At 41.5% G+C, this 20,671-nt stretch carries 17 protein-coding genes and 1 pseudogene; 10 read left to right on the forward strand and 8 right to left on the reverse strand.

All coding sequences use genetic code 11. The features are described from left to right. Positions 1–56: 56 nt before the first annotated feature. From HHO47_RS02895 to HHO47_RS02910, 4 genes are read right to left on the reverse strand one after another with little or no spacing between them, the layout of a single operon-like run. On the reverse strand, positions 57–1,073 hold the full coding sequence (locus HHO47_RS02895; RefSeq protein ID WP_169018735.1) for an ABC transporter ATP-binding protein: 1,017 nt from the start codon (positions 1,071–1,073) through the stop codon (positions 57–59). Positions 1,074–1,087: 14 nt separating this feature from the next. Then, positions 1,088–2,587: an ABC transporter permease gene (locus HHO47_RS02900; protein WP_169018737.1), complete on the reverse strand. Its 1,500-nt coding sequence runs from the start codon at positions 2,585–2,587 to the stop codon at positions 1,088–1,090. Then, positions 2,587–3,627, reverse strand: a complete 1,041-nt coding sequence (locus HHO47_RS02905; protein ID WP_169018739.1) for an extracellular solute-binding protein — start codon at positions 3,625–3,627, stop codon at positions 2,587–2,589. The genes HHO47_RS02900 and HHO47_RS02905 overlap by 1 nt, the downstream gene beginning before the upstream one ends. Then, positions 3,628–4,440, reverse strand: coding sequence for a hypothetical protein (locus tag HHO47_RS02910; protein WP_169018741.1), 813 nt, complete (start codon positions 4,438–4,440; stop codon positions 3,628–3,630). A gap of 335 nt (positions 4,441–4,775) precedes the next feature. Between HHO47_RS02910 and ppiC the strand changes: the two genes are divergently transcribed. After that, positions 4,776–5,054 carry a peptidylprolyl isomerase PpiC gene (ppiC, locus tag HHO47_RS02915; protein ID WP_169018743.1) on the forward strand — a complete coding sequence of 93 codons (279 nt, stop codon included), beginning with the start codon at positions 4,776–4,778 and terminating at the stop codon, positions 5,052–5,054. 101 nt (positions 5,055–5,155) lie between these two features. Here the strand turns inward: ppiC and HHO47_RS02920 are convergent, their stop codons facing one another. Next, positions 5,156–6,568, reverse strand: a complete 1,413-nt coding sequence (locus tag HHO47_RS02920; RefSeq protein ID WP_169018745.1) for a YfcC family protein — start codon at positions 6,566–6,568, stop codon at positions 5,156–5,158. A 343-nt stretch (positions 6,569–6,911) separates the two neighbouring features. Between HHO47_RS02920 and HHO47_RS02925 the strand changes: the two genes are divergently transcribed. Next, a complete protein-coding gene (locus HHO47_RS02925) occupies positions 6,912–7,412 on the forward strand; it encodes an AAA family ATPase (RefSeq protein ID WP_169018747.1) in 501 nt (166 codons plus the stop codon). A gap of 47 nt (positions 7,413–7,459) precedes the next feature. Beyond that, positions 7,460–8,199 (forward strand): annotated as a pseudogene (locus tag HHO47_RS02930) (SIMPL domain-containing protein). 73 nt (positions 8,200–8,272) lie between these two features. On the opposite strand, the gene HHO47_RS02935 reads toward HHO47_RS02930, so the two are convergent. Both HHO47_RS02935 and HHO47_RS02940 read right to left on the reverse strand, forming a co-directional pair. Beyond that, a complete protein-coding gene (locus HHO47_RS02935; RefSeq protein WP_169018749.1) occupies positions 8,273–8,926 on the reverse strand; it encodes a DsbA family oxidoreductase in 654 nt (217 codons plus the stop codon). A gap of 143 nt (positions 8,927–9,069) precedes the next feature. Beyond that, complete coding sequence (locus HHO47_RS02940; protein ID WP_169018751.1) at positions 9,070–10,290, reverse strand: M24 family metallopeptidase; 1,221 nt, start codon at positions 10,288–10,290, stop codon at positions 9,070–9,072. Between the two features lie 261 nt (positions 10,291–10,551). Here HHO47_RS02940 and ppc point away from each other — a divergent pair, with 261 nt between their 5' ends. The 3 genes from ppc to cdd all read left to right on the forward strand — a co-directional run bounded on the left by ppc (position 10,552) and on the right by cdd (position 14,724). Further along, entirely contained in the window at positions 10,552–13,197 is a 2,646-nt protein-coding gene (ppc, locus tag HHO47_RS02945; RefSeq protein ID WP_169018753.1) for a phosphoenolpyruvate carboxylase, read from the forward strand. A gap of 354 nt (positions 13,198–13,551) precedes the next feature. Beyond that, positions 13,552–13,743, forward strand: a complete 192-nt coding sequence (locus HHO47_RS02950; RefSeq protein ID WP_169018755.1) for a hypothetical protein — start codon at positions 13,552–13,554, stop codon at positions 13,741–13,743. Positions 13,744–13,791: 48 nt separating this feature from the next. Next, on the forward strand, positions 13,792–14,724 hold the full coding sequence (cdd, locus tag HHO47_RS02955; RefSeq protein WP_169018757.1) for a cytidine deaminase: 933 nt from the start codon (positions 13,792–13,794) through the stop codon (positions 14,722–14,724). Here cdd and udp read toward each other — a convergent pair. Next, positions 14,705–15,460 carry a uridine phosphorylase gene (udp, locus tag HHO47_RS02960; RefSeq protein ID WP_169018759.1) on the reverse strand — a complete coding sequence of 252 codons (756 nt, stop codon included), beginning with the start codon at positions 15,458–15,460 and terminating at the stop codon, positions 14,705–14,707. The genes cdd and udp overlap by 20 nt on opposite strands. Before the next feature lie 429 nt (positions 15,461–15,889). On the opposite strand from udp, the gene HHO47_RS02965 reads away from it, so the two are divergent. The 4 genes from HHO47_RS02965 to HHO47_RS02980 all read left to right on the forward strand — a co-directional run bounded on the left by HHO47_RS02965 (position 15,890) and on the right by HHO47_RS02980 (position 20,665). Further along, complete coding sequence (locus HHO47_RS02965) at positions 15,890–17,002, forward strand: arginase family protein (protein WP_169018761.1); 1,113 nt, start codon at positions 15,890–15,892, stop codon at positions 17,000–17,002. Between the two features lie 114 nt (positions 17,003–17,116). Beyond that, positions 17,117–17,809, forward strand: coding sequence for a transporter substrate-binding domain-containing protein (locus HHO47_RS02970; RefSeq protein ID WP_348981632.1), 693 nt, complete (start codon positions 17,117–17,119; stop codon positions 17,807–17,809). A gap of 130 nt (positions 17,810–17,939) precedes the next feature. After that, positions 17,940–19,238 carry a hemolysin family protein gene (locus tag HHO47_RS02975; RefSeq protein ID WP_169018763.1) on the forward strand — a complete coding sequence of 433 codons (1,299 nt, stop codon included), beginning with the start codon at positions 17,940–17,942 and terminating at the stop codon, positions 19,236–19,238. A gap of 269 nt (positions 19,239–19,507) precedes the next feature. Then, positions 19,508–20,665, forward strand: a complete 1,158-nt coding sequence (locus HHO47_RS02980; RefSeq protein WP_169018765.1) for an efflux RND transporter periplasmic adaptor subunit — start codon at positions 19,508–19,510, stop codon at positions 20,663–20,665. The last annotated feature ends 6 nt before the right edge of the window (positions 20,666–20,671 follow it).

Below are 20,671 nucleotides of genomic sequence, written 5' to 3' on the forward strand. Positions count from 1 at the left end.
AAGCGAGCAATTAGCTCGCTTTTTTGTTACTTTACTGTTGTATTACAGATAATAGTTTAGATTGCGCGTTTGTATACCGCGAGTGGATGTGACGTACTTAATGATACGTGCACGCTATCGCCAGGGTATACCACAACTTCGTGGCTTACGCGGCTAGTAACCACTGTTTTACAGGCAAGCTCTACAGCACATAAACGACTCCCGCCTTCAAAGCGTACCCATACCACCACACCGTTGTTGCCAATCTCACCTTGTACTAGCATGACATCGTCGGGGCGAAGTAGCACGTCGACCTCACCTTGTAGGCAATCTACGCCGTGAGCGGGCACATTGCCGATGGCAGTAGTTGCTTGATTATTCTCAAAATGCCCCCTAATAAAACTTGCTTCACCTAAAAAACGTGCCACAAAGCGGTTGTTGGGCACACTAAAACAGCGTTCAGGAGTATCAAGTTGCTGGATTTTTCCGGCTTTTAGCACACCCACACGATCACCTATTGATAAGGCTTCTTCTTGATCATGAGTTACCCAAATTGCTGGCACACCTGCTTTTTTAAGAGCGTTTCGGATATCCCAGCGCAGCATATCTTTTAGTGCCGCATCAAGATTTGAAAGCGGCTCATCAAGTAACACAAAGTCAGGTTGATGGGCAAGAGTACGTGCTAGTGCAACGCGTTGTTTTTGACCGCCGGAAAGGGTGGCTGGCTTTTTATTACGAAAGTCATCAAGACCAAGCAGGGCTATCCAATGATCGGCAATGGCGGTATCTTTTAAACGAAAGCCAATGTTTTGCTCAACGGTTAAATGAGGAAATAACGCAAAGTCTTGGAATACCATACCTACGCTGCGTTTTTCAGGCGGCACTGTTAATTTAGGAGTGGCTTGCCATTTACCTAGGTTAATTTCACCTTCGCTAATAGGGATTAGTCCTGCCAGTGCTTGTAAAATTGTGCTTTTACCACAGCCCGTAGGGCCTACTAGCATGAGGATTTCACTTTCACCAAGCGCCAAGTTTAGGTCGCTTACTACACGGTTACTGCCATAATCTATAGACAACTGACTTACAGATAGCATTTGTATTTAAATCCTCAATGTTCGAGTTGGTTACGTTTTTCGCCAGACATCATAATAGCTAAACCGCATGCAGAGATCAGCACTAATAATAACCCAGGAATAGCAGCACGGCCAAAATAGCCCGCCTCATAAACACGCCATAAATAAGTTGACAGTGTTTCAAAGCCTGTAGGGCCAAGTAATAACGTGGCTTCTAATTCACGCATTGACTCTAAAAACACTAAAGCAGCACCTGCGATAATACCACGCATTGTCAGTGGTAAAGTAATACGGGTAAATGCCTCTCGAGGGCTGGCACCGAGGACTCGAGCTGATTTAACTAAACTAGCGTCAAGGTGTTCGGTACTGGTACGCACCGTGCCAACTGCCAAAGGTAAAAAACGCAGCATATAGGCAATGATCAACAGCCCTAATGTTTGATATAAAAATGGCAATTGCAAACCACCGTAAACTAGTGCGGTGCCCATTACAATACCTGGTATCCCAAAACCAAAGTAAGTAACACGTTCCATGATACGACCTGCTTTACCGCTAAGTGCAGCATGTGCCACAGGGATAGCTACAATCACCGCAACCACTGCAGCAATGGCTGAAGCATACGCTGAATTCCACGCAATACTAAAATCAAACGAGCTAAAGCCATCACGTGCTAACCACAGCGAAAATATCGCCAGAGGTAAGCCAATGGCTAATAATAAAATAGGTGCAAAAGTGGTAAACATAGCTGCTAGTTGCCACTTACTAGGAAACAAAATTAATGGCCGACCATGGCGTTCGCTAGCTGTTTTAATTTGTGACTCAATCAACAGCAAAAAGCCTACAATCACTAACAACTGTAACGATAACATTGCCGCACGACTTAACTCAAACGCATTGTACTCGACATAAATAACTCGGGTAAAGGTATCAAGGCGCATCATTGCAGGTGTGCCAAAGTCAGACAAAGTATACAGTGCGACCAATAACGAACCTGCGGCAATGCCATTTACTACACGGGGTAAAATGACTTTAAATACACTTTCGGTCATCGACATACCTAAGGTGCGGGCCGCGTTAACCATGCTTGCATCAAGACTAAGTAAAGATGAGCGAGTAGTCATCATTACAAATGGAAATGTATAAAGAGTCATAACAATAGCTGCGCCGCTGAGCCCATCCATCGAGGGGAGTTCAATACCAAGTAGATTATGTATCTCTCCGCCTGAGCCAAAAGCCGCATAAAGCGTGAATGCACCAATATAACTTGGGATGGCTAGAGGTGCGGCAAAAAACACCAGCCATACTTTTTTAAACGGTAAACGCACATAAGCGCTGATAAATGCTAACGGTACGCCGATAAGAATAGAACCAATGACTGTTAATACCATCAAGGACAAAGTATTGCCGAGAATACTTAAATTATGACTATCAAACAAAGAGCTGGCATCAGTGGCCAGCGTTATTAAAATAAAGATAGGAGATAAAACAATAAGCGCTGCAAGCAGCGCCATTGGGTAAGAGGCCGGTAGTCGCATTACAGTACGCCGCTATTTCGCATCAAAGCTATGGTTGGCCGAAGATCAGCTAACTGTGTTAAGTCCACTTTGGGTGGTGAAATATTGGCTAAAGAAGGTAACCCTTCAGGCAGAGGGACACTATTTACCAGCGGAATTTCATAGGCTTCACGAGCCAAGTAACCTTGCACTTCAATGCTTAATAAATAGCGCATAAAGTGAGTGGCAAGAGGGTCGTCGTTCAATGCCAAAATGCCTGATGCATTGACTAAACAGCCAGCATCTTGCTGGGTAAATGCTAAATCAAGTTTGGCATCTGGTTTGCCTGATTTTAAACGTAAGGTGTAATAGTGATTAGCAAAACCAATATCCACTTCACCACGTTCAACGGCCATTACTACACCCAACTCACCAGCATAGGTTTTAGCACGCTTTTTAATCTTTTTCAGCCATTTCGCTGTTTTATCGTCACCCTCAAGAATACGCATTGCCGTGACAAATGATTGAAACGATGCATACGCAGGTGCCCAGCCAATGCTTAAATCACTATCAGCAATGTCCATAATACTGGTTGGAATTTGCTCTTTGCTCAAACGCGAGGTGTTATAGGGTATGGTGCGCACACGACCGGTGACAGGGGCCCAATCTTTATAGCGAAACTGTGGTTGCAACTGCGCTGATAAATCACTCGGAATTGGTTGTGCAAGGCCTGCATCTGAAACCAAGCCAATAGCGCCAGAATCAACAGCCCAAAACAAATCGGCTCTACGCACCCCAGCTTTTGCTTCAGCAACAATTGTATTGGCTAAAGCCGCTGTAGGACCACGACGAATGCCTAGTTTAAAGTTGGGGTTTCTGTCTTGAATTGCTTGTAGCACATTTTCATACAAACCACCTTCACCACGACCTAGGTATAAGGTCAGCTCACCTTCAAGTTTCGGTAAGTCATCAACAGACACAGGGTTTGTTATATTGGCAGCTAGTGCGCGAGAAAGAGGCAATGGTAATGCACCGATTGCCCCAAACGCAGCTAGGCCTTGTATAAAGGTCCTACGCTTCACTTAAAATACATCCTTACGTGCTTTTTCGGCTTTTTCGAGTAATACCTTAGCGCGGTCTAATTTAGTGTGCATGCTACTTACCACATCGCGTACATCATCAACACTTTTGTTATCTGAAATTGCTTTTGGCAGTGTCACATTAAAATCTTTTTCTAATACTTCAACAAGTTTGGCATCTTGTTCGATAAGTGTGCCTTCAACACCTTCAAATAGGTGAAGGTAAGTATCGTGCACAATGCTGGTTGCTTCATCACTTAAACGTTCTGCATATTTGGCAATGACACGATCAAGTTTATGTTTAATTTCATCGATTGTAGCACTTTGAGTCATGCTTGTGGTTGCAGTTGCTTTAACGTTTGCAAGTAAACCTTTTTGTTGAAATTGCGCCGCTAGTTTAACTGCGCCAAGGCCTTGCCACAAGGCAGTATTCATAGCGTGTTGTTCTTTACGAGCTTCAGTGGCCGGCTTGTTGTTATCAATGGCCATTTTTACGCCGTAAATACCTTGCCAGATTGACGCATATACAGGCACAAAATTTGTTTCAATTGCGCTGTGAAACTTTACTGATTCCCAGTATTCGATTAAGTCATCGCTTTTTACCGCTTTTGCGCCTTTGCTTTCATAGTTGCTTACCATGGTATCGACTTTGCCGATCATCCATTCAACTTCTTCTGAGTAATCTTTAATATTTGCTTGTAAGTGGTTTACATGTTCGCCAATAGGGCCATTAGCAAATGCAGGTTGCGCAACAAATGCTGATACTAAAAGAAGGCTAACACCTAAGGTGGTAGCTGATTTAAATACTGCTTTCATAATAGAGGATCCGCAAGGTAATTGTAAATGATAGCCATTATCATATCCATAAAAATGGCTAAAAGCAATATACCTAAATCAACCTTTAAATGCCCATTTTATCTTTGTTTTTAAAGTGTTTTCTTGTATTTAACGGGCTGTAGTGATTTATAGCGGACAGACTGTGTAGTAGGGTTGCTTGATTTGTGTTCAAAAGTAACAAATAAATACATTTTAAAAGTCATAACCTAATTTATATGCAAACGATCTCTAGAGGCTGAATTTTACATCTTGAGATCGTTTGCATATAAATGTTGTGTTAAAATCGCAGCAGTTAAATTTAGTAGAGACAGATCATGGCTAGCACCGCTCACGCATTACATATTTTAGTTAAGCATAAAGAACTTGCTGAAGATATCATCAAACAATTAAAAAAAGGCGCTAAGTTCCCAGTGCTGGCAAAAAAGCACTCTACTTGCCCATCGGGTAAAAAAGGCGGTGATTTAGGCGAATTTAAACGCGGCCAAATGGTAACACAGTTTGATAAAGTGGCTTTTAGTGGAGAAATTCTCGAGCCACATTTAGTTAAAACCAAGTTTGGCTGGCATGTAGTTAAAGTGCTGTATAGAACTTAGACGTTAGTGACGAGGTAGCGCTAAAGAGCTTTCAACCTGAGCGGCTCATAACGTAAAAACCACCAATAAAGGTGGTTTTTACGTTTAAATAGCCAAGCTATTTAACTGCCAACGGCACTTGGTTGTACATCTAAGCCATAACCAAACATTACTGCAAGCACTAATACAATGGAAGCCGCGACCATCAGCTTGATTAGTAGTGGTAAACAAAAGCGGAACCAATGGCCGTAAGGTACGCCCGCCATCCCTAAAATCCCCATTAATACTGCATTAGTTGGGATGATCATATTCGAAAAGCCATCACCAAATTGATAAGCAAGTACAGCCACTTGGCGTGGCACGCCGACTAAATCGCCTAGCGGTGCCATTAGCGGCATAGTCACATACGCCTGCCCAGAGCCTGATGGAATAAAGGTATTGAGTATTGTTTGAATGACTAACATGCCAATGGCCGAGATCTCGGCGCTCACATACGAAAGCGGCAGCGACATACCATGCACTAAACTATGCAAAATTTGCCCATCTTCCAGTATCAAAGCAATACCACGAGCCACACCAATTAAAATAGCGGTAGTCACGAGATCTGAGACCCCTTCAATAAAACGGTTAGCAGTTTCATCTGCTGATAAACGTCCCAGTACAGCAACAATCACACCCCACGCAATAAATACACCGCCTAGCTCGTATAAGTACCAATCTTTCGTGGCAATGCCCCATACAGCGATAGCAAGCGTAATGATAAAACTGCCTAAAATTAGTTTATGGCGCAGCGCAAGTTCAGGATAATTTGGTGTGGCTTTATCATTAAGTGGGCAGGGGACATCCAACATCATTGATTTGCTGGGATCATCGGCTACACGTTTGGTGTATTGCCACACATGGTGAAAGCCAATTAATACAAACGGCACGAATATCGCTAAACGTAACCATAAGCCAGAATAAACAGGAATTTCAGCAATTTGCTGAGCAATTAACACCGTAAACGGGTTAAACGCCGATACCCCATAACCAATCCCGTAACCTGCCACAATCATACCGACCGCAGTCATTGCATCAAGGCGCATGGCTTTACATAAAGCGACTAAAATCAATACAAACGGAATGTATTCACCCGCAGTACCAATGCTGCTAGAGGCTAAAGCAAAACAAAATATCACCATAAAAATAAGTCGTTGCGGCTTTTTGCCATGGCGCTCTAGTAAGCGGCCAATTAGCGCATCAACCGTGCCAGTAGCACGGGCAATGGCAAGTACGCCGCCAACAATTAACACAAAAAAGATCACATCTTGCGCCGCTGCAAACGCCCGCGGTATCGCCGTTAATAAATCCCATGGGGTCAAATAATGACGCTCTGCAACCACTTGGTAAGTCCCCGCGACCACCATTTCTCGGCCTGAGTCAGATAGTGTTGTAGTAAAAAAGCCTTGTGGTACTAACCAGGTAGCAATCAGCGCTGTTACCATCATAGCTAGCAGTAAAATCAAAGTATGCGGTACTTTGAAAGAATTACTCATACGTTCTCCGTTTTTATAATTGGCACAGCGAATGATGCCTCGCTGCTTTTTGTTAAGGATAACACGAGTTATAAAATCATAATAAAAATAGCAACAGTTGCACTGTAAAGGAATGTAACAGGGAAGAGCCATGATTATAGTTAGCTAGGTTCAAGAAAAAACAGTCATTAGTTTAAAGTGGGTGTCTTTAAATTGGGTTGTGCAATAACATATTTTCGCAGACACCCATCTTAAAATTAGCTTAACTTTTAAGACTCATGTGATACTTAATACAGAGCTATACCTTTACAGCTTGTGTTAAGCTATTTGCATAGAAATCAAAATACAACAAGGAGTACGGTTCATGGTGGTAGCGGGATCTTTACTGTTATTCTGTGGCAAAATGGGGGCAGGTAAATCAACCGAAGCTAAAAAGATAGCTCTTGAACGTAATGCCGTGCTTATCAGTGAAGATGACTGGTTGGCTACACTTTACCCTGACCAAATCAAGTCGTTTGAAGATTATATTAACTACTCTGGTTTATTGAGGTCTTTACTCAAAGTTCATGTTCAAAACATTCTGCAAGCTGGTGCGACTGTGGTTATGGACTTCCCTGCTAATACAAAAAAACAGCGAGCATGGTTAAAAAGTTTAGCTACTGAAATACAAGCGAATATTGAGTTTACTTACTTAAAAGTATCGAATGAGTTATGCCTTCAGCAAATTGCCCGGCGATGCATTGAACAACCAAATAGAGCTGCATTTGACACTGAAGCTGTGTTTAATCACGTTACTCAATATTTCGAAGAGCCAAGCGATGGTGAGTTTTACAATATTAAAGTAATTGATAAAGAAACGATGTAAGGTTGCCATGCTCTTACGTATTTACTGGTTTTTTTGAAAGGGATATTATGAATTACGTTAGTCTTTTTGCGTTCTTAGCTTTTGCCTCATTTGTCAGTGCAAATACGGCTTTGCCAGATAACCGACATATTGTAGTCACCGGGGAGGCGCAGTTAAAAGCAAAGCCTGATATTGCTGTGATTAACCTCGAGGTGGAAAATTTACAAGTCTCTAGTTTAGATGCGAAAAAGGATGTTGATAATCGGATCAATAGTTTTTTAGCTAGCCTCCCTAAGTTTAATATTGATGAGAAAAATGTTTCTGCTTCAAGCATTAACACGCAGCCGAGTATTCGTATACCGAGAGCGATAAACAGCAATTGGAAGGCTATACAGCTAACCGCAGTATTCAAGTAACATTAACGGATATTAAGTGCTTGAATGCACTCCTGGATTTTGCACTGAGCGTAAAAATTGATGCAATTAAAAGTATAGAGCTAAAATCATCAGCAGCGAAGGCTTTAAAAGCACAAGTCAATGCGATGGCTGTGAATGATGCAAAAGAGAAAGCCAGCTCATTAGCCAAGGCATTTGGTACTAAGCTTGGGAGTATTTATAGTATCAACTCGGCTGCCAATAATAGTTTTAATCGGTATGGCGAAAATCAAGCTATTGAACGGATAGAAGTGACTGGTAATCGGACTCAGCAATTTACAAGCGCTGGTAAGTACTTGCAGGAAAATATGGTTTTTTCGGCATCAGTCAGTGCCGTATTTGATTTAGAACTCACTGATTCAACAGCACCCTAAGATTGGCACATAAGGTAAAAAGCCACGTAACTTGGTTGAAGTGACCCCAATAGTTGTTACATGGCTTTTTATTTTACTGTTGCGCTTCTTGCTCGGCGATTTGTTTAAATGCTTGCACAAATGCATCGCTTGGTTGGCCGCCGGTGAGGGCGTATTGCTCGTTAATGATGAAGGTTGGCACTGAGGTAATGCCCATCTGTTGTAGCGCACTTTGCTCGCTACGTACTTCTTGGAAATACTCGCCTGAATCTAATATTTCTTTTGCACGGGCCCTATCAAGGCCAACGCTTTGCACTACATCAAGCAGCGTATCTTGCTCATTTAAATAAACTAAATCAGTAAAGTGCGCTTTAAAAAATGCCAGTTTTAATTCAGTTTGTTTGCCTTCACTGGCAGCCCATGTCAGTAAACGATGTAAATCAAAACTGTTGATCATGATCCGTTTGCCGTCAAAATTAAAGTCAAAGCCTGCTTGCTCGCCCATCTCTAAAATACGTTTACGGTTTTCAGCGCCTTGCTGTTCAGTTAGGCCGTATTTTTGTTGTAGGTGCTCGTTTAAATCTTGGCCAACAACAGGCATGTCTGGATTTAGTTCGAATGGCTTCCAGCTTATTTCAGCAGAAAATTCGTCACTTAATTGCGCAAGGGCTGTTTCAAGGTTTTTATAACCAATAATGCACCATGGGCACATAACGTCTGAAACGATGTCGATTTTAAGCTTTTTCATCAGTGAGCCTATTTTTACAAAATGTAACAGGGATATGCAGGCGAGGGTGAGTAAATTCAAGGGGGGGCTATTCTTAGTTTTTATAAAGCTACATGGTAGGGGGCTTACCGTGCAGCTTTAGGGATAAGCTAATTTAAGTTAAATTAACCTGCTAAACCAAATGGGTCGTCAATGCTGTGAGCCGGCTCGGTAAACCACTTAGGACCGTTGTCGGTCATGTAAAAATGATCCTCTAAGCGAACGCCAAATTCATCAGGCACAACTAGCATTGGCTCATTACTAAAACACATGTCTGCTACGAGCGGGGTTTTGTTACCACCGACTAAATAAGGCCATTCATGAATGTCTAAACCAATACCGTGGCCAGTACGATGTGGACAACCTGGGGTTTGATATTCAGGACCTAAATCTTGTGCAGCTAAATAACTGCGTGCTGCAGCATCAACGGCTTCACAAGGAGCACCGATTTTAGCGGCGTTAAACGCGGCGATTTGCGCGGCTTTTTCGTAATCCCAAAACTGGCGTTGGCGCTCTGTGGCCTCACCAAATACATAGGTGCGGGTAATATCTGATAAGTAATCATGTACTTTACAGCCAGTATCAATCAGTACCATGTCGCCTTTTTTAAGAATTTGTGGGTCTTTCACGCCATGTGGGAACGAGGTTGCAACGCCAAATAATACGATGCAAAAATAGTTACCTGGTGCACCTACTTTTTGGTGGGCTTGCTTGATAAATGCTTCAACTTCGCTCGTGCTGATCCCCTCGTGTAACATACTTGCAGTTGCTTGGTGAACCGCTAACGTCATGTCCATAGCACGTTGCATCAGTGCCAGCTCGTTGGATGATTTATGCATACGGCAGTGCGCGGTCACAGGTTGTGCATTGACTAGGTTTAAGCCCGTTTGCGCTTTATTTATACCGTCAAAAATAAAGAATTGTGCGCTTTCATCTATGCCCACAGTGCCATTGGCAGCAATACCCATTTCAGTGATTATTTGTACAAAGAGCTCATATGGACTTTCGTGCTCTTGCCAACCACGAATAGTACCATCGATGACTTTAAAGCCATTCAACGAACCAATTTCAAAATACGGGGCAATGTATTGTATGTCGCCTTTGGCAGGTAAAATTGCACCTACCATACGCTCACTGGCGTACCAGTGCATGCCAGTAAAATAGGTAAGGTTAGTGCCTGCATTTAGATAAATCGCGTCAATGTCATTTGCTTGCATATAGGTTTGCGCTTTGGCAATACGCGCTAAAAGTTCATCAGCCTGAATAGCTGTTAAATCACTCGTCATATCACTTAGGCTGGCTAATGCCTGCTCTTTAGTTTGGATACCAATACCAAATGTTGTCATGGTGCTCTCCTTTATTTGTATGTGGCAATTGTGCGTGTGCCACTGCTGTACTGCAAGCGAGTTGCGTTAAAAGTGGCTAATACAATAAGAGTAAGCTTTAGATCTGTTAAATTATCCATTTGGATGATATTAATAGAGCCTTACAAATATAAAGGTAAGCAAAATATCGGTTTTTAGCCTCTCACACTCCACACTTAAAAATCGAACATGACTTATTATTAGTACCTTTATGGTATAAACATCAACAATGGAGTATCAGGAATGAATGAACAATATGCCGCCTTGCGTGGGAACGTTAATTTATTGGGGCAATTATTAGGCCAAACAATTAAAGACGCCCAAGGACAAGCGATTTTAGATAAAGTAGAAGAAATTCGAGCTTTAGCTAAGTCATCCCGCACAGGAAACGAGCAAGACCGCCATACCTTAATTAATGTTCTGCATACTTTAACCGATGAAGAGTTACTGCCAGTGGCACGTGCTTTTAATCACTTTTTGAATCTAGCCAATGTTGCAGAGCAGTTTCATACTATTTCTCGTTTTAATGACGTGGGTTTTTGTCAGCTAAGTCCATTAACACAAACTTTAAAAGTATTAGCTAGCCACGCACAACAGGGTAAAATAAATCCCAATGAAATCGCAGAGAGCTTAGCCAAACTACATATTAATTTAGTTTTAACTGCACACCCAACTGAAGTAACTCGGCGTACAATTATTAACAAACACGTTGAATTAAGTGATTGTTTAGCGGCGCTTGAGCGCACCGATAACCTGCCTTATGAGCGTGAAAATATATTAAACCGTATTGCTCAGTTGATTAGTCAAGCATGGCATACAGACGACATCCGCCGTTCACGTCCAACCCCAATTGATGAAGCAAAATGGGGTTTTGCAGTGATTGAAAATAGCCTTTGGCACGCCGTTCCGCGTTTTTTACGAGACTTTAATAAAGAAGTAAAAGAGCACCTTGATTTAGAGTTACCGAACGATTATAGCCCCGTTGAGTTCACCTCATGGATGGGCGGCGATCGCGATGGCAATCCATTTGTAACAGCATTAGTGACGCAGCAAGTGCTGGATCATGGTCGCTGGATGGCACTTGATTTATACAGTCGCGATATCGACACTTTAAGCACTGAGCTTTCTATGTCACAAGCCAGTGATGAGCTAGTCGAACTCGCCGGGCAAAATTTTGAACCGTATCGTGCGGTATTAAAAGTACTCAAAGCGCAAGTGAGTGAAACCGTTGCTCATCTTGGCGCTAAAATTATGAATAAGCGCACCGACGCACAAGACATAGTCACTGATATTGAGCAGTTAAAGCAGCCGCTTGAAGCATGCTACCGCTCGTTGCTTAATAGTAACATTGCGGTGGTAGCCAATGGCTTATTATTAGACATGTTACGTCGTATTAATAGCTTTGGTATTCGTTTAGCTAAACTAGATATACGCCAAGATTCATCGCGTCATAGTCAGGTATTTTCAGAGCTCACTCGTTATTTAGGTTTAGGTGATTACGACCAATGGCAAGAAGAAGATAAGCAGGCATTTTTATTAGCTGAGCTTAACTCTCGTCGCCCACTTATTCCTAAGCATTGGCAACCAAGCGCTGATGTAAAAGAAGTCCTCGACACCTTTGATGTAATCGCTAAGCAAGATGCGTCGACGTTTGGCTTATATATCATTTCAATGGCACGTACAGCCTCTGACGTATTAGCTGTACAATTACTATTACAAGAAAGTGGCTGTAGTTTTAAACTGCCCGTTGCGCCATTATTTGAAACCTTAGATGACTTAAATGCAGGCAGCGATGTTATCACTCAATTATTAGATAATAATTGGTATCGCGGTCAAGCAGAAGGCGTGCAAAACGTGATGATTGGCTACTCAGATTCAGCCAAAGATGCGGGTATGATGGCCGCTGGTTGGGCGCAATATGAAGCGATGGATAAACTGGTACAGCTGGCAGAGCAACGTGGTATTGAGTTGGTATTATTCCACGGTCGTGGCGGTACTGTTGGTCGTGGTGGCGCACCTGCTGCGCAAGCATTGCGTTCACAACCACCAGGATCATTAAAAGGTGGCCTACGTGTAACTGAACAAGGGGAGATGATCCGCTTTAAGTTTGGCCTACCTAATGTGGCGCTGGAAAGTCTAAACATCTATGCTGGCGCAGTGCTTGAAAGTAATTTATTACCACCACCAGCGCCTAAAGACGAATGGCGTGATGTAATGGCGTTGATCAGTGAAAAGTCATGTGAGCATTACCGTAATGTAGTGCGTTTTGATGAAGACTTTGTGCCGTACTTTAGAATGGCAACACCAGAGCAGGAACTATCAAAGTTACCGCTTGGTTCGCGTCCAGCAAAGCGTAACCCCAATGGTGGTGTTGAAAGCTTGCGGGCTATTCCGTGGATTTTTGCTTGGAGTCAAAATCGCTTAATGCTACCAGCATGGCTTGGTGCACTAACTGGTTTACAAGCTGCACTTGAAAAACACGGCATAGACACCCTTAATGAGATGAGTCAACATTGGCCGTTTTTCAGAGCCCGTCTAGAAATGCTTGAAATGGTATTCAGTAAAGCGGACTGTTGGTTAAGTGCGCATTACGACGATGCTTTGGTTGAAGAGCAATACAAATCATTAGGTGAAAAATTACGTAAAGAGCTCAAGCAGGCTATTTCACTGGTACAATCGTTAAGCCCACAGCAAAGTTTGCTTGCCGATCAACCTTGGATAAAAGAGTCTATTGGTTTGCGTAACCCGTATACGGATCCACTGAATGTGCTTCAAGTTGAGTTGTTAAAACGTTCGCGCGAAGCGGCAGAAGGCAGCTCTGGTGACATTGATAACGCGTTAATGATCACTATGACCGGGATTGCCGCAGGTATGCGTAATACAGGTTGATTGTTAGTCGATAAATATTAGGCCTCTTGCTATTGCTTTGCGGCTTGAGATCCGCCAAAGACTAACGTGCTAACAAATTGTGCGCCGCTATAGGTAATACTAATTTAAATTGGTAAAGGTGCGGCGCATATCTTGCTGAACAGGTTATATTTAACGGTATTAAACTCCTAGTTATGCAAATTAAGCTTCTTTTAGTTAGCCTCTATTGGCATTATTTCAGTAATAAAAGCCATCTTTTATTCTGTATCATCACTCTAGTCAGAGCTGATTTGATATTGACTGTTCATCTTTTTATCTAGAATGTCGACTGTTTTGTCATTTTATGGCAATAGCATTAATAATCGAGTAGTAATTATGTCAAATGTGTCTACTTGCATCGTGTATGATGCATCTACGTCATTAATAATAATGACGCTTAGAGGGACGGCAAGTGCACAGGATGTGATGAACTTTTATCAAAAAGTGCAGCGCTTTAATATAAAAGCAGAAAATTTTGATTGTTTTAACAGCGCGAAAAATTGGTTAGTAAATCAACCTAGCATTTAAGCGTTGAACCTTCTAAACTAGTTAGCCATTAAATCATAAAACTAGTCTATGTCTTCATTAACGCCTACAGTAAGTACTCAAACTCGCTGCGTTTTTAGTTTCAGCGAAAAGCAACAGCAGCAGTTATATCTTCACGTAAAACAGCACAAAGGTATTTTAAATACCGCTGATATGGCAGCTTTGTGCGCCCAATATAAGCAGCCTGTCGAGGTTATACTGCGTGCCTGTTTACCTATTGCCGCTAAATTTGCAGTTGTTCCTATTTCACATTTTTTTGTTGGGGCAATTGTAGTTGGCTACGATAAACATGGTGAGCAACATTTTTATTTTGGGGCTAATGTTGAATTTGCACAACAAGCATTAAGCTTAGTGGTCCATGCTGAGCAATCGGCAATTAATAACGCTTGGCTCAATGGTGCGAAAAAAATAGCTAAAATTGCTATCAGTGATGCACCGTGTGGTTATTGTCGTCAATTTATGAATGAGTTGGCTGATGCACAGAGCTTTGATATTTTATTACCGCAGCAGCAATTCAAGCTGGCTGATCTACTCCCTCACTCATTTGGCCCGCAAGATTTAGGTAATTCTTATAGCTTGTTTAACCCTGCACCACAACAACATGAGTTTGTTACAGCGGCTAAACTGGATAAAACCTTGCTAAGTTATGCATTGGCAGCTTATGTACCTTACTCAGAAAATTACAGTGCAGTGAAGATTAGTACTTTCGAAAATGGTAATTTTTATGGGTGTTATGCAGAGAATGCCGCGTATAGCCCAAGCTTATCACCACTGCAAAGTGCGGTGAGTCAATTGCATTTAGCTGGTTTGGCAATGACTAAAAATGTTGTCAAAGGGATTGAGTTATTACAAACGCAGGGCAAGGAAAATCAGTTAAGTGTCAGTCAAGCAGTACTGGCAAGTTACCCTGGTTTGCCAGTACTACAAAGTATTAGTTTAAATATTAAGCCAACAGCAGTTTAGCGGCTTCAAGTACCACTGAGACTGATTTTTTTTCTATCTCGCCGTGATCTACATTAGGGATTTCTTGGCGAGTACGATTAACCAACACTCCAGCTACACAGGCGGCTTTTAGACCCAGTGCTGCACACATTGTAAATAAGGTTGCTGATTCCATTTCATAGTTCATCACGCCCAGCTTTTGCCATTCTTCACAGCTACCTTGAAATGCTTTTGGTACATAACCCGAGTAAGTGTCGTAACGTTCTTGACCTGGGTAAAAAGTATCGCTTGATGCAGTAATACCAATATGAAAATCAATACCTAAATTACCGCACGCATTGACCATCGCTTGAGTAGCGAAAAAGTCAGACACAGCAGGGTAGTTTAATGGCGCAAAATGTTGACTCGCACCATCTAAACGCACAGATGCTTGGCTGATTAAAATATCACCTTCATTAATATGAGGTTGAATAGCGCCAGTTGTGCCAATTCGTAAGAATGTTTCAACTCCCAATTGCGCCAGTTCTTCTACTGCAATAGAGGTTGAAGGACCACCAATACCGGTTGAGCAAATAACCACAGACTGACCACTGAGTTGACCTAAGTAAGCATGAAACTCTCGGGTTTGGACGAGGCAAGTTGGGTTTTCGAGAAAAGTTGAAATACGTGCTGCACGATCTGGATCGCCCGGAACAATCGCAAGTTTTGCACCGTGTAGATCGTCGCGGGTGAGTCCTAAGTGAAATACCTTTTCCATAGCGGAGCCTTATTTATAACTTTTGTTCTAACGTCAGTTAATAACGCTAATTTATAAAGAGTTGTTGTCAATTTAGCATAATTACCACAATACTTTGCTTTGTACAGGACGGATGTCCGTTATCAAATTTATTCATTCTCTTTGAATATTCAAGCAACTGACTTTAATTTGTCTCATCGTCGGTAGTTGACTTGTATTCATAGACACTATATCAACCCTACTGGGCACTCTATTTTAGTTTATACGTTGTTGGATAAATAAGTATAACCAATTGTAATTTTAGAGGTTTATATAGTTATTTTAAATGTAGCTAAAGCGGCGAGAGTCATAAAATTGCGAGTAAAAATCGGCGCGTGAACCTTTTATTAATTTTATTTTCAACAACGCTCTTTTGCATAACTACGCAAAAGCACACAGTAAGGAATTGCAATGAGCACACAATGGCAGACATTTAAAAGTAAAGTTGAACACTGTTTATGTCCACCGGGCGATGGCGTTTTTACGGTTAATACGGCAAAAGAACGTAAAGCGGCGCTGCGCATGAAACTGTATGGGCAAGAAGATAATGTCGATACGCTATGGCGTGCATCACTCGATACGCTGAGTCAAAATGAGCATAAAGCGGTGACTTTAGGTATTAGCTCTGACTGCGGTGGTGGCATTTTACGCGGCGCGAACTGGGGGCCGTTGTTTTTACGCTCAACATTGATTGATCAGCAGCCTCAGGCTAAGTCATTTGATTTAGGGGATGTAAGGGTTATCCCACATTTATTGCATGATAAATATTTAAACGACGCGACTATCAGTAATTGCCAAAAAGCATTATACGACAATCCAAATAGTGAGTATTACGTTAGTCCATTATCAATTACCGAAGATGTGTGCAATAGCTTTTACGCGACCTTTAAAGATAAAGGGATTTTTGGGATTGGTGGCGATCATTCAATTAGTTACCCATTGACTAAAGCATACTTAAAAGCCAAACGCGAGCAGGGCAAGCGTACGGCAATTATTCATTTTGATGCGCACACTGACTTACTGGTTGAGCGTTTAGGTATCGATTTATGTTTTGGCTCGTGGTGCACGCATATTTTAGAATTTTTACCTGCACCGCATCATTTGATCCAATTTGGTATTCGTTCAAGCGGTAAGCCAAAACAGCACTGGGAATCTACCTTTGGCGTTAAACAACATTGGGCTCATGAGATCATCGAACGAGGCGCACCGGCAATTGCCGCAGAAGTAATTGCTCAGCTTAAAGCTGATAATGTTGATGAACTCTACGTCAGCTTTGATATTGATGCTCTAGATGAAGAGTTTGCATCAGCAACAGGTACACCGGAAGGAAATGGTTTAACACCGCAACATGCTTTGGATATCTTGGTTGCATTGGCAGATGAATTTCCGATCACCGGCGCTGATATGATGGAGATTGCTCCATTTACGGATAGCTCTTTGGTAGGTCAATCGAGTTCAGATACAACGCTTAGAGAAGGTGCAAAAATTTCAGCATTTTTAATTAATACTATGAACCGCACATAGTTAATGATGAGCAGCATACTGCGTATGCTGCTTTTTAAATTCACAAATCAGCTATTTGCCGTTATATTTAATTTATGTCAATAGGCGCTTAAAGTAATAATCGGTGGGGCAGTAGTGGCTAAGTGGTGTTATTTTTTATTCATAATTTTAAGTAATCAAAGTATCGCCAAATTAAATGTCGTGACGGAACACTTTCCGCCTGCTCAACACCTTGATGAAAATGAACAACTTGTTGGCTATATTGCTGATAAAGTTCAAATGGTGCTAGATTCTTCAACACTCGATTACGTAGTTTCAGTACATGGCTGGAGCACTGCATTTAATATGGCACTGCGCGATCCGCAAACGTGTATTTTTTCTATGGCGCGTTCAGCTCCTCGTGAAAAGCAATTTATTTGGATTGCAGAATTAGCACAGTTAAACACTTATCTTTATGCATTGAATTCGAAAAGCATTGTCATCAATTCCTTAGAGCAAGCAAAGCAATACCGAATTGCGGTATTAAAAGATAATTACAGCCATCACTTTTTATTATCACAGGGCTTTGAAGAAGGCGTAAATATAATGCTGATGAATAGTTTTGATCATATTTTTAAAATAGTTCAAAGCCGTCAAAGTAGTATCGATATCGTCGTATTACCAGAACAACGCGTTAAATTTGAACAGTCGAAAAGACAGGTTGTTGATAAGTTAGCACCTATTTTAAGACTCGAGATCAAACAACCAGCACTGTATTTTGCTTGTAATAAAGCGCTAGATAAGCCAACTCAAACTAAACTCATTAACGCATTTAGCATGTATCAGTAAGCTTTTTTATTTTTAAATAACTGATATTTATAGGCTTTCTATATTAATTAAATTTCAATTGCCCAACCTTTAAAAGGGGCTATAATCCAGCTGCTTTTGCTTATAAAAGCGCTTATTTTTGGAGTTATAAATGGGTGATTTAATCGGGATTGCTTTATTAATCTTGATCAGTGCGTTATTTGCTATGTCGGAAATCGCCATCGCAGCATCACGTAAAATTAAATTAAGAGTCATGGCTGATGAGGGCAATGCTAAAGCGGCGGCAGTATTAAAGCTGCAAGAGCAACCAGGTGCTTTTTTTGCCATGATCCAAATTGCTCTCAATGCAATTGCTATTTTAGGCGGTATAGTGGGCGAACAAGCGCTTTCACCTTATGTTGAAAGTGTACTTGTTTTATTTTATCAAGGACCGTTACTGGCGCAAATTAGCTTTTTGCTGTCTTTTTTGACAATTACTTCATTGTTTATTTTATTTGCTGATTTATTACCAAAACGCTTAGCGATGATCCTCCCTGAGGCTGTTGCGGTTCGCGTAGTCACGATCATGCGTTGGATAACGTATGCATTAACACCGTTGGTATTGTTTTTTAATGGTGTAACTAACATTGTTTTACGGTTATTCAATGTGCCAGCAGAGCGTGAAGACATTGTCACCACTGAAGATATCGTCGCAATGATGGATGCAGGTGCCGAATATGGCAGTTTACAACAACAAGAATATGACTTAATTGGTAATGTATTTGATTTAGAGGCGCGCTTCTTATCGAGTGTAATGTCACCTCGAGATCAAATAGTCTACTTTGATATCAACGAACCCAGCGATGGTATTTCGGGTAAAATCATTGATCATCCACATAATCATTTTTTGGTATGTAATGGCAATTTAGATAAATTAATTGGCTCAGTTGAATCAAAAGATATTCTTCGTCAAGTACTCAAAGGCAAAGCGGCGACTATCAATGACGAGATGCTTGAAAAAGATATTTTTTATCTACCAGAAACACTGAGTTTGTCAGAGGCGTTAAATGCCTTTAAAGGCGCAGCAAAACCCTTCGCAGTGGTGGTTAATGAATACGCACTTGTCGTGGGAATTGTGACCGTTAAAGATTTGATGAAAGGCTTTATGGGAGATCTGATCACTCATACTGGTGATGAACTTATTATACAGCGAGATGAAAACTCATGGTTAGTTGATGGTTTAACTCCAGCCGTTGAGCTGGCAAAAGTACTCGGTGTAGATGAATTTTTAGATCAAATGCATTATGAAACTGTTGCTGGATTTTTAATTTATACCATGAAGCGAATTCCTAAACGTGCAGAATATATTCAATACGCAGGTTTTAAATTTGAAGTTGTGGATGTTGAAGGGATCCGGGTTGAGCAGTTATTGGTGTCTAAAATACTACCGCTAGAACCAGCCTTACAATAAAACGTGAGGCGCGCTATGCGCCTCATTATTTATTCAAAAATGCCTTTTAATGTTTACTGCAGCTGCATTGTTATGCTCATTAAAGATAAAATCAACTCTTTCTGTGCCTGTAATTGATAATTTACATGGACTGTTTTTTAGCTCACCGTCAAGTCTTTTTACATCACTTTACATGCTCTAGGTCTTTTTAAAATAACTCTCAATTAAAGTTGGAAATTATAACTTTTTAATTTAGAATGATCGTTCATTCTAAATTAAGGGTAGTTAACATGCAGCGTTCTCGCGTCGTTCTTTTTACTGTCACGGCTTTGGCAAGTGCAGTTGTTTTATCCGGTTGCGATCAAACTCAGCAGGCTAATATGCATGCTTCACAGCCAACTCCTGTTGGCGTAATTACATTAAAAAGCCAACCATTAACACTTACAAAGGAGCTGCCAGGGCGTGTTACTGCGTCTCAAGTAGCGGAAATTCGTCCGCAGGTAAGCGGTATTATCCAGTCACGTTTATTCACTCAAGGTGCTGAAGTCAAAAAAGGTCAGGCTTTATATCAAATTGATCCTGCTACATTTGAAGCACAAGTAGCAACCAGTAAAGCCGCTATTAGTAAAGCTAAATCGAGTATTGCTAATGCTAAAGCTAAATCAGATCGTTATTCTGAGTTATTAGCAATAAAAGCGGTCAGCCAGCAAGATTTTGATGAAGCAGATGCCAGTTATAAAGGTGCGCAAGCTGATTTATTAACTGCGCAAGCACAGCTTAAAACAGCGCAGATCAATCTAAACTACAGTCGAGTTTCATCACCTATTAGTGGCCAAATTGGCAAATCGAACGTGACTGCCGGTGCTTTGGTAAGTGCTAATCAAGCAACTGTATTAGCAACTGTCACTCAGCTTGATCCAATTTATATTGACCTTACCCAATCTAGTAGTGAGTTGACCCGCTTGAAAAAAGCGATTGCCAATGGTGAGCTTGACAAAGATCTTACTGCACAATCAAAGGTTGAACTTACGATGGAAGATGGCTCAGTGTATCCACACACAGGCACTTTGCAGTTTTCTGAAGTGGCGGTTGATCCAAGCACTGGCTCAGTGACTTTACGAGCAAAGTTTCCAAATCCAGAAAAGCTATTATTACCTGGTATGTATGTCAGAGCTGTGGTTGTTGAAGGGGTTAAGCCTAATGCTATTTTAGTACCGCAGCGTGGTGTGAGCCGTAATACTAAAGGTGAGCCTACAGCGATGGTGGTGGGTAAAGATAATACCGTTGAAGCGCGAATATTAAAAACTGACCGCACAGTAGGTGCAAACTGGTTAGTGACTAGTGGCTTAAATGATGGCGATCAATTGATCGTTGAAGGTTTACAAAAAATAGCACCAGGCGCATCTGTTAATGCAGTGCCGGCCGACTCAGCTACTAAAACTCAATAACGGAGC

The organism is Pseudoalteromonas arctica, assembly GCF_012927645.1.
In the GTDB taxonomy this organism is placed as follows: Bacteria; Pseudomonadota; Gammaproteobacteria; order Enterobacterales; family Alteromonadaceae; genus Pseudoalteromonas; species Pseudoalteromonas arctica_A.

What these genes read in the sequence shown, in the direction of transcription:
- ppiC (WP_169018743.1), top strand. Translation starts at nt 4,776, where the DNA reads ATGGCTAGCACCGCTCACGCATTACATATTTTAGTTAAGCATAAAGAA.
- HHO47_RS02925 (WP_169018747.1), top strand. Translation starts at nt 6,912, where the DNA reads ATGGTGGTAGCGGGATCTTTACTGTTATTCTGTGGCAAAATGGGGGCA.
- ppc (WP_169018753.1), top strand. Translation starts at nt 10,552, where the DNA reads ATGAATGAACAATATGCCGCCTTGCGTGGGAACGTTAATTTATTGGGG.
- HHO47_RS02980 (WP_169018765.1), top strand. Translation starts at nt 19,508, where the DNA reads ATGCAGCGTTCTCGCGTCGTTCTTTTTACTGTCACGGCTTTGGCAAGT.
- HHO47_RS02935 (WP_169018749.1), bottom strand. Translation starts at nt 8,926, where the DNA reads ATGAAAAAGCTTAAAATCGACATCGTTTCAGACGTTATGTGCCCATGG.
- udp (WP_169018759.1), bottom strand. Translation starts at nt 15,460, where the DNA reads ATGGAAAAGGTATTTCACTTAGGACTCACCCGCGACGATCTACACGGT.
- HHO47_RS02895 (WP_169018735.1), bottom strand. Translation starts at nt 1,073, where the DNA reads ATGCTATCTGTAAGTCAGTTGTCTATAGATTATGGCAGTAACCGTGTA.
- HHO47_RS02910 (WP_169018741.1), bottom strand. Translation starts at nt 4,440, where the DNA reads ATGAAAGCAGTATTTAAATCAGCTACCACCTTAGGTGTTAGCCTTCTT.
- cdd (WP_169018757.1), top strand. Translation starts at nt 13,792, where the DNA reads ATGTCTTCATTAACGCCTACAGTAAGTACTCAAACTCGCTGCGTTTTT.
- HHO47_RS02900 (WP_169018737.1), bottom strand. Translation starts at nt 2,587, where the DNA reads ATGCGACTACCGGCCTCTTACCCAATGGCGCTGCTTGCAGCGCTTATT.
- HHO47_RS02965 (WP_169018761.1), top strand. Translation starts at nt 15,890, where the DNA reads ATGAGCACACAATGGCAGACATTTAAAAGTAAAGTTGAACACTGTTTA.
- HHO47_RS02920 (WP_169018745.1), bottom strand. Translation starts at nt 6,568, where the DNA reads ATGAGTAATTCTTTCAAAGTACCGCATACTTTGATTTTACTGCTAGCT.
- HHO47_RS02940 (WP_169018751.1), bottom strand. Translation starts at nt 10,290, where the DNA reads ATGACAACATTTGGTATTGGTATCCAAACTAAAGAGCAGGCATTAGCC.
- HHO47_RS02975 (WP_169018763.1), top strand. Translation starts at nt 17,940, where the DNA reads ATGGGTGATTTAATCGGGATTGCTTTATTAATCTTGATCAGTGCGTTA.
- HHO47_RS02950 (WP_169018755.1), top strand. Translation starts at nt 13,552, where the DNA reads ATGTCAAATGTGTCTACTTGCATCGTGTATGATGCATCTACGTCATTA.